The following is a 9,174-nucleotide window of genomic DNA, read 5'->3' as shown; positions in this document are numbered from 1 at the left end:
AGGAAATTTGAGAGGGGCTGTCCTTAGTACGAGAGGACCGGGATGGACGCACCGCTGGTGTACCAGTTGTTCCGCCAGGAGCACCGCTGGGTAGCCAAGTGCGGGAGGGATAAGCGCTGAAAGCATCTAAGCGCGAAGCCCGCCTCAAGATGAGATTTCCCAGTATGTAAGACCCCTGGAAGAACACCAGGTAGATAGGCTCGGGGTGGAAGCGCGGCAACGCGTGGAGCTGACGAGTACTAATCGGTCGAGGGCTTATCCTAAGACACGTAAGGGCGCATTCGTTTCGTATCCGGTTATCAGGGCGCAAGGCCATCATAACCGAAGTTTCGGCGGCAGAATGATTCTGTCGTCTTTTTGATTTTCCGCAGCTTTTCCTCCTCAGGTTCGACCCTCGTTCTCATTCCGTTCACGCTCCGTTCATGATTTTAATGCTAAATTAAGGGTGTTTTAAAGACCGCCTAAGTTACGTTGGGTAAGATAGGCAACGTAAGCTTATCAACATTTCGAAAGGCGGTAGACTATGCAAAACCTGACCAAGTCGAAACGTCACACGAAGCTTCTGGCTGCAAGCGCCATGGCTCTCACTCTTGCGATCGGAGGCGGGCTGCTGACCGGCAGCAGCGCATTTGCGGCTACGACCCATACAAACGCACAAGCCCAAAGCGAGAACGGCAAGACGTCCGGTAAAGAGGCGTTCGGCCATCGCGGGGGCGGTTTCTTCTTAAGCTCCTTTGAAGAGAAGCTGGCCGCCTATTTGAATTTGGATAAAGCGGCCTTGAAGGAGAAGCTGCAAACGCAGACGCTCGCGGAGATCGCGGAAGCGCAAGGAATTTCCCGCGACACGCTGAAGGCGCAGCTTGTCGCCTGGATCGAAGCCGCGAAGACGGCGGGCGACAGTTCCACGACGGCCGGCGATGGCGCAGGCAGCGGCAAACCGGCCTTCGACGCGTCCGCGATTGCCGACAAGCTGCTGGACTCTAACAAAGGCTGGGGAGACCAAGGAGGCCGCGGAGCGTTCGGCGGCAAAGGCGGATTCGAGCTGACGGCGGTTGCGGACGCCCTCGGACTCACGGCGGATGAAGTGAAGCAAGGCCTTCAAGCGGGCAAAACGATCGCCGGGCTCGCCGCCGAGCAAGGCGTTTCGACCGAGTCGGTCATCGATGCGGTGACGGCTTCGCTGAAGGAGAAGCTGAACGCCGCGCTGAGCGAGGGTAAAATTACGCAGGACGAGTATGATAATCGCGTAGCGAAATTGGAGGATCGTGCGGCGGCGATCGTCAATCAGACCCACGACAAAGATCGGCACGCCAAATCCGCCAACAACGCGCAATCGGACAACAACACGACGGACGGCAGCTCCGATTGAGGCCTCAAATCTGCTCTCCCACCCCTTGAACGAAGACGGCTGCCCGAAGTCGTGATGAAATAAACAACGCGAATATCCCCGACAAACCCGCCGCGGCAAGGCGGGTTTGTTGTTGATTCCTCCTGCATTGCCATAACTTCCAACTCAACAGGTTGAACAGGGAAGCCAATACTACCTTTACTTTAAAGGGAAAGGCGGGGTTTCCTGTGGGCTTCGGCAAGCGTCGGAGGCGGATCGTCATTGTCGCCAAACTCATGCTGTCATCGGTCGTAGCCCTCGTTGCAGGCTGCGTTCCCTACGATCGAAACTTTCCAAGCCGGTGGACCGCGGCTCCCTACGCCGAACCCTGTGTGCACGCGGTCGGCTCCGGCGCGCGGCTGCCCCTTTTTCCCGTTCGGGGCATCTACGTGTCTTCGCATGCGGCTCTAAGCCCGAAGATGAACAAGCTGATCCGGCTCGTTCATACGACCGAGCTTAACGCCATGGTCATCGACGTCAACAGCGGCGTCTCGTTGATCGATATGCCACCGCGCAAGCTCGCGGCTTCGAGGTCCGCGTCCGCCGCCGAGCTTCGCCGGCTGATCAAGCGTCTGAAGCGCCAACATATCTATCTGATCGCGAGGGTCGTCACTTTCAAGAATGCGCAATTGGCCGAGTCCAATCCGGCATGGGCGATGAAGCGAAGCGACGGCTCCATATGGAGAGACGCGAAGGGAACGGCGTGGATCGATCCTTATCGGAGGGAGGCCTGGGAATATCCGATTGCCTTGGCCGTTGAAGCCGCCAGAATCGGATTCGACGAGGTTCAATTCGATTATGTGCGTTTTCCGGAGAATCCGTTGAAAGTGCAGCAAGAGGTCAGGTTCCGCAACCCCGAACGCCTGAGGCGCGACGAAGTCATTCGCCAATTCCTGCATACGGCCGCCCTAAGGGTTCACCGGGCCGGAGCGGTCGTGTCCGTCGATGTGTTCGGCCTGGTCGGCAGCTCCCGCACGGACATGGGAATCGGCCAGACGTGGAAGGCCATCGCCTCCGAAGTGGACGTCATCTCGCCCATGGTGTACCCGTCGCATTACTCGCCGGGGATCTGGGGCATTCGCCAGCCGGACCTGATGCCCGGCGCCGTCGTGTCTCACGCGCTCAAGGACGCGATGCGCCGGAACCGCACGCTGCGCAGCGCGGGGCGGCCGGCCGCGCAGGTCAGGCCCTGGCTGCAAAGCTTCACGGCGTCATGGGTGCACCCCCACCGAAGATACGGACCGGCGGAGATCCGGGAGCAAGTGCAGGCGGCTTCGCGGCTCGGAATTCAAAGTTATTTGCTGTGGAATTCCTCGGCCCAATACCCGTTCGAGATAGCGGCGTCCAATCCGTCCGAAACGCCCGGAGTATGCATGTTTTGTGCCTTGACAGCCCCTTATGCCTCTGCTAAGATTGCCTATAATCCATCGGAGACAAACCGATAAAGTAGCGACAACATACCGGAAAAGGGAGGAAAAATCTCGTGTGGCAAAACAAATTCGCCAAGGAAGGCCTAACGTTTGACGACGTGCTGCTGATTCCCCGCAAGTCTTCCACGCTGCCCAGGGACGTAGATGTGTCGACGACGTTAAGCCCTTCGGTGAAGCTGAACGTGCCCCTCATCAGCGCAGGGATGGATACGGTCACGGAGTCGGCCTTGGCGATCGCCATCGCTCGTGAAGGCGGAATTGGCATCATTCATAAGAACATGTCGGTGGCGCAGCAAGCGCAAGAAGTCGATCGGGTCAAGCGTTCCGAGAGCGGCGTCATTACGAATCCCTTCTCGCTCACGCCCGATCATCACGTGTACGACGCGGAAGAGCTGATGGGCAAGTACCGGATTTCGGGCGTGCCGATTGTGGACGGCGAAGGCAAGCTGGTCGGCATTATTACGAACCGGGATTTGCGCTTTGTACACGACTATTCCATCAAGATCAAAGAAGTCATGACCAAGGAAAACCTGGTGACGGCTCCCGTAGGCACGACGCTTCAGGAAGCGGAAGTGATTCTGCAGCAGCACAAGATCGAGAAGCTTCCTCTGGTCGACGAGTCGAACACGCTCAAGGGACTTATTACCATTAAAGATATCGAAAAGGCGATCCAATTCCCGAACGCGGCCAAGGACAAGCACGGACGTCTGCTGGTCGGCGCAGCGGTCGGAGTATCGAAGGATACGTTCGAACGCGCCGAAGCGCTGGTGAATGCCGGCGTCGACCTGCTGGTCGTCGATTCCGCGCACGGCCACCATATCAACATCGTGGAGATGGTTCGGAAACTCCGCGAGAAATATCCGGATCTGACGATTGTCGCGGGCAACGTGGCGACGGGCGAAGCGACTCGCGACCTGATCGAAGCCGGCGCGTCCGTCGTCAAGGTCGGCATCGGACCGGGTTCGATCTGCACGACGCGGATTATCGCCGGCATCGGCGTGCCGCAGATTACGGCGATCTACGACTGCGCCACTGTCGCCCGGGAATACAACGTGCCGATCATCGCGGACGGCGGCATCAAGTATTCCGGCGAGATTACGAAGGCGATCGCCGCCGGCGCGAGCGCGGTCATGCTGGGAAGCTTGTTTGCGGGTACGGAAGAAAGCCCCGGCGAATCGGAAATTTATCAAGGCCGCCGGTACAAGTCTTACCGGGGCATGGGCTCCATCGGCGCCATGAAGGAAGGCAGCAAGGATCGGTACTTCCAGGAAGACGACTCGAAGCTCGTTCCGGAAGGCATTGAAGGGCGCATCCCTTATAAAGGTCCGCTGAAGGATACGATCCATCAGCTGATCGGCGGCCTCCGTTCGGGTATGGGCTACTGCGGAACCAGAACGATCGAAGAGCTGAAGAACGACACCGCCTTCGTTCGGATTACGGGTGCCGGTTTGCGCGAGAGCCATCCGCACGACGTTCAAATTACGAAGGAAGCTCCGAACTATTCTTTGTAAGTTTTAATAAGCCGCAGAAGGGTTTTCCGGTTCTGCGGCTTTTGCCTTGCTTATGGGTATGTTACAATAACATTCGGAGTTTATGCCCAATTATAACAGCTATAAGTAGCAAAGATTAAAGGAGAGAACGCGCGTTGAATCGTTTTTATCCCCATGCCTCATATTCCGCTGCCCGTTCCCAACGATTCGTCGCCCTTTTTTTGCTTATGAGCCTGATCGTCGCCATGTTCGGCGCAAAAGCCGCGAACGCCGCAACGGACAATTCGGGGCTTAGCCTGAACGCCAAGTCGGCGATTCTGATGGATGCCGAGACCGGCCAAATTTTGTACCAGAACAACGCCGACACAGCACTGCCTCCCGCCAGCATGACGAAGATGATGACGGAATACCTCGTTTTTAAAGCGGTCCAGGATGGCAAACTAAGCTGGGACCAGACGGTTACCGTGCAAGAGAACGCCTCCCTGCAGATCGGCAGCCGGGTGTTTCTCGCCGAAGGAGACAAACATACGGTCGAAGATCTGTACAAGGCGATGGCTGTCGGATCGGCGAACGACGCGACGGTGCAGCTCGCCGAGACGGTCGCCGGCTCGGAGGAGGCGTTCGCCAAGCTGATGAACGAGACGGCGAAGCAGCTCGGTATGACGACCGCCCACTTTATCAACTCGACGGGCCTGGATCGCGCGGATATGCCGGAGAAGTATCGGCCGACTTCGATCGACGGCGAGACGGTCATGTCGGCGAAGGATGCCGCCATTTTGGCTTATCACATTTTGAAGGATTATCCCGAGTTCCTGAACTACTCCAAGATTCAATCCTTCAAGTTCCGCCCGACGGACAAAGCCCCCGTCGTCAACTGGGACTGGATGCTGGAATCGAACAAGAACGTGACCAACTTCAAGAAGTTCGCGTATGATGGAGTCGACGGTTTGAAGACGGGTCATACGAGCAATGCGGGCAACTGCTTTACCGGAACCGCGCTTCGCAACGGCACCCGGCTGATCGCGGTCGTCATGGGCGTGCCGGGCGACTCGAACGACGGCAAACGGTTCCTGGAGACAGCCAAGCTTTTCGACTACGGCTTTAGCAACTTCGAGAAGAAGACGCTGGTCGACGCGAAAGCGACGGTGCCCGGTTATGAGACGCTCAAAGTGAAGAAGGGCGCTCACAAGAAGGTGGCCGTCGTGACGGCGTCGGACCTTACCGTGCTGCTGCCGAAGGGCAAAACGGTCAATCCGACCGTCGCCGAAGTGAAGCCTTTATCGGACCCGCTCGTTGCGCCGATCAAGCAAGGAGACAAGGTCGGAACGGTGACGTACACGTACAAAGATCCCGCTACGCAGGCGGATAAGACCGTAACCCTCGATCTGATCGCGTCCGAGGACGATAAGAAAGCCGGCTGGTTCAAGCTGCTGCTCCGTTCCATCGGCGAATTCTTCTCGGGTCTGTTCAAGGGAATTGTCAATTTGTTCTAATGCGCTATCGGGAAATTGCCGGATTGTTTGACAATTCCGACTAAATGGGTTGCCTATTCGCGGCCCTTCCTGTAAAATTAATGGTTAGAATGTTCAGGAGGCGTGAGGAAAATGGAGACAGGTACTTCGAGAGTAAAACGCGGGATGGCCGAAATGCAAAAGGGCGGCGTCATCATGGATGTCATGAATGCCGAACAGGCGAAGATCGCCGAGGCGGCAGGCGCAACCGCCGTTATGGCGCTTGAACGCGTTCCTTCCGATATTCGTGCAGCAGGCGGGGTAGCCCGCATGGCGGATCCGACGATCGTCGAAGAAGTCATGAAGGTCGTCAGCATTCCGGTTATGGCCAAAGCCCGCATCGGGCATTATGTCGAAGCGAAAGTGCTGGAATCGCTCGGCGTCGATTACATCGACGAGAGCGAAGTGCTGACGCCTGCGGATGAAGTGTTCCATATCAACAAATCCGAATTCACGGTTCCGTTCGTCTGCGGCGCGAAGGATCTCGGCGAGGCGCTTCGCCGCATCCAGGAAGGCGCGTCCATGATTCGCACGAAGGGCGAGCCGGGGACGGGCAACATCGTCGAGGCTGTTCGCCATATGCGTCTCATTATGGGCCAAATCCGCCACGTGCAGAACCTGTCGAAGGACGAGCTGTACCACGAAGCGAAAGTGCTCGGCGTTCCGTACGAGCTGCTCCTTGGCGTTCACGAGACGGGCCGCCTGCCGGTCGTCAACTTCGCCGCCGGCGGTATTGCGACGCCTGCCGACGCCGCGTTGATGATGCATCTCGGCTCCGATGGCGTGTTCGTCGGCTCCGGCATCTTCAAGTCGGAGAATCCCGAGAAGTTCGCCCGCGCGATCGTCGAAGCGACGACGCATTACGAAGACTACGAGCTGATCGCACGCGTATCGAAGAACCTCGGCACGCCGATGAAAGGCATCGAAATTTCCAAGCTGGACCGTTCCGAGCGGATGCAGGATCGCGGTCTGTAAGCTTCACAAGCCAATCAACACGGGTGATCATCGGGCGGCTTCGCAACGGCTCACAGGCAGCCGCGGCGGAGCCGCCCCGATTGGTTTGTCCGTTCGAGCCGGATGACTACAAGCGACGGGAGAAAGAAGGGAAAGACGTATGAAAATCGGTGTATTGGCGCTTCAAGGCGCCGTGGCCGAGCATATTCGCAGCATCGAACAAGCCGGGGGCTCCGGTGTAGCCGTTAAGCGGACCGAGCAGCTCGGGGAGATCGACGGTTTGATCATTCCCGGCGGGGAGAGCACGACGATCGGCAAGCTAATGCGCAAATACGGCTTTATCGAAGCCATTCGCGAGTTCGCTCAGGCGGGCAAGCCGGTGTTCGGAACCTGCGCGGGATTGATCGTACTGGCCGAACGGCTGGAAGGCGCGGAAGAGCCTCATCTGCGGCTGATGGACATGACGGTCGCCCGAAATGCTTTCGGCCGTCAACGGGAGAGCTTCGAGACGGACCTCGACGTGAAAGGCATCGATACGCCGCTTCGCGCCGTCTTCATCCGCGCTCCGCTCATTAAGGAAGTCGGCCCCGAAGTCGAAGTCCTGTCGACGTATAAGGGCGAGATCGTAACGGCCCGGCAGGGCAACCTGCTCGCGTCCTCCTTCCATCCGGAGCTGACGGACGACTTCCGGCTGCACAGCTATTTTCTCGATATGGCGAAGGAAGCGGCGGAACGCGCTCGTTCCTGATACCGAGTCCACTCGACTTAGAACCTTAAGAACCAATAACGCCCGTTAACGGGAAAGGGGTTCAGCACATGCTGGATGTTAGATTGCTTCGCAACGATTACGATAAAGTGGCGCAGGCGTTGCGCAACCGGAACGCTTCGCTCGATCTGATCGCCGGCTTTCCGGAGCTTGACAACGCGCGGCGGGAGCGGCTCACCGAGAGCGATGCGCTCAAGAACCGGCGCAACGTCGTGTCCCAGGAAGTGGCCAAGCTCAAGAAGAGCGGCGGCAACGCGGACGAGCTGATCGCCGAGATGCGCAGCGTCAACGATCGGATCAAGCAGCTCGACGAAGAAGTGCGCGAGCTCGAAGAGAAGATCGACGCAATGATGCTGGCGATTCCGAATGTCCCCCACGAGAGCGTGCCGGTCGGCGCTTCGGAAGAAGACAACGTCGAGGTTCGCCGCGTCGGCGAGCCGCCGAAATTCGGCTTCGAGCCGAAGGCGCATTACGACATAGCCGACGGTCTCGGCATTCTCGACTTCGAAGCGGCGGCGAAGGTGACCGGCTCGCGCTTCGTGTTCTACAAGGGCTTGGGAGCGCGGCTGGAACGGGCGCTCATCAATCTGATGATGGACCTGCATGCTGACCAACACGGCTACGAAGAGATTCTGCCGCCATATATCGTTAACCGCGACAGCCTGATCGGAACGGGTCAGCTTCCGAAGTTCGAGGAAGACTTGTTCAAAATCGAAGGCACCGATTATTTCCTCATTCCGACGGCCGAGGTGCCGGTCACGAATCTGCACCGCGACGACATTCTGTCTGCGGAGCAGCTCCCGGCGAAGTTCGTCGCCTTCAGCGGCTGCTTCCGTTCGGAAGCCGGCGCGGCGGGCCGCGACACGCGGGGCTTGATCCGGCAGCATCAGTTCAACAAGGTGGAGCTGGTCAAGCTGGTCGCTCCGGAGAAGTCGTACGAGGCGCTCGAAGAGCTCACCGGACACGCGGAACGCGTGCTGCAGCTGCTGGGCTTGCCCTATCGCGTCTTGACGCTCTGCACGGGCGACATGGGTTTCGGCTCGGCTAAAACCTACGATCTGGAAGTGTGGCTCCCCAGCCAGGGAACGTACCGGGAGATCTCGTCCTGCACCAACTTCGAGGATTTCCAGGCGCGCCGGGCGGGCATCCGCTTCCGCAGGGAAGCCGGTTCGAAGCCGGAATTCGTCCATACGCTGAACGGCTCCGGACTTGCGGTCGGACGCACGGTTGCCGCCATTCTGGAAAACTATCAGCAAGAAGACGGCACGGTGCTTATTCCGGAAGCTCTCCGTCCGTACATGGGCGGAATTGACAGGATCGCCCGCAGGGGTTGATCATTGTTTCTTCTCTATGATATGATAACGGGGCAGATCAGGCGGCTCGCAACAAACGTGCCCGCTGCCCCCGATCTTGGAGAGATACCGAAGCGGTCATAACGGGGCGGTCTTGAAAACCGTTAGGGTGCAAGCCCACGTGGGTTCGAATCCCACTCTCTCCGCCATCTAACGAATACGACGCCGATCCGTCGCCCGACGGGTCGGTTTTTTAACATTATAGAATTTATAAATTTTGGGGTGGGAGCAGGTCTTCCGCCTGATTTCTGTTTTTGGTAAGGTTAGGATATGGAGACGAACAT

At 58.1% G+C, this 9,174-nt stretch carries 7 protein-coding genes, 1 tRNA gene and 1 rRNA gene; all 9 read left to right on the top strand.

Translation table 11 applies throughout. The annotated features are described in order from the left end of the window. Window positions 1–263: ribosomal RNA gene (locus G485_RS0116680) — 23S ribosomal RNA — on the top strand; the annotation flags it as partial. 260 nt (window positions 264–523) lie between these two features. Continuing rightward, the gene (locus G485_RS0116675) at window positions 524–1,369 is read left to right on the top strand and encodes a hypothetical protein (RefSeq protein ID WP_027093461.1); all 846 of its coding nucleotides are present in this window, start codon (window positions 524–526) and stop codon (window positions 1,367–1,369) included. Window positions 1,370–1,575: 206 nt separating this feature from the next. Beyond that, window positions 1,576–2,832 carry a putative glycoside hydrolase gene (locus G485_RS27005; protein WP_051318353.1) on the top strand — a complete coding sequence of 419 codons (1,257 nt, stop codon included), beginning with the start codon at window positions 1,576–1,578 and terminating at the stop codon, window positions 2,830–2,832. A gap of 38 nt (window positions 2,833–2,870) precedes the next feature. Then, on the top strand, window positions 2,871–4,328 hold the full coding sequence (guaB, locus tag G485_RS0116665; RefSeq protein ID WP_027093460.1) for an IMP dehydrogenase: 1,458 nt from the start codon (window positions 2,871–2,873) through the stop codon (window positions 4,326–4,328). Between the two features lie 134 nt (window positions 4,329–4,462). Then, window positions 4,463–5,800, top strand: coding sequence for a D-alanyl-D-alanine carboxypeptidase family protein (locus G485_RS27000; RefSeq protein ID WP_051318352.1), 1,338 nt, complete (start codon window positions 4,463–4,465; stop codon window positions 5,798–5,800). Window positions 5,801–5,911: 111 nt separating this feature from the next. Beyond that, window positions 5,912–6,793 (top strand): pyridoxal 5'-phosphate synthase lyase subunit PdxS, encoded by an 882-nt coding sequence (gene pdxS / locus G485_RS0116655; protein ID WP_027093459.1) that lies wholly within the window; start codon window positions 5,912–5,914, stop codon window positions 6,791–6,793. Window positions 6,794–6,932: 139 nt separating this feature from the next. Continuing rightward, complete coding sequence (gene pdxT / locus G485_RS0116650) at window positions 6,933–7,520, top strand: pyridoxal 5'-phosphate synthase glutaminase subunit PdxT (RefSeq protein ID WP_027093458.1); 588 nt, start codon at window positions 6,933–6,935, stop codon at window positions 7,518–7,520. Window positions 7,521–7,588: 68 nt separating this feature from the next. Next, window positions 7,589–8,872, top strand: coding sequence for a serine--tRNA ligase (gene serS, locus G485_RS0116645; protein WP_027093457.1), 1,284 nt, complete (start codon window positions 7,589–7,591; stop codon window positions 8,870–8,872). Between the two features lie 78 nt (window positions 8,873–8,950). Further along, a tRNA-Ser gene (locus tag G485_RS0116640) sits at window positions 8,951–9,039 on the top strand. The last annotated feature ends 135 nt before the right edge of the window (window positions 9,040–9,174 follow it).

It is taken from the genome of Cohnella thermotolerans DSM 17683 (genome assembly GCF_000429825.1).
Taxonomy (GTDB): Bacteria; Bacillota; Bacilli; order Paenibacillales; family Paenibacillaceae; genus Cohnella; species Cohnella thermotolerans.
Note: the sequence above shows the minus strand (reverse complement) of the source record. Positions and strands in the feature narration are given on the sequence as shown.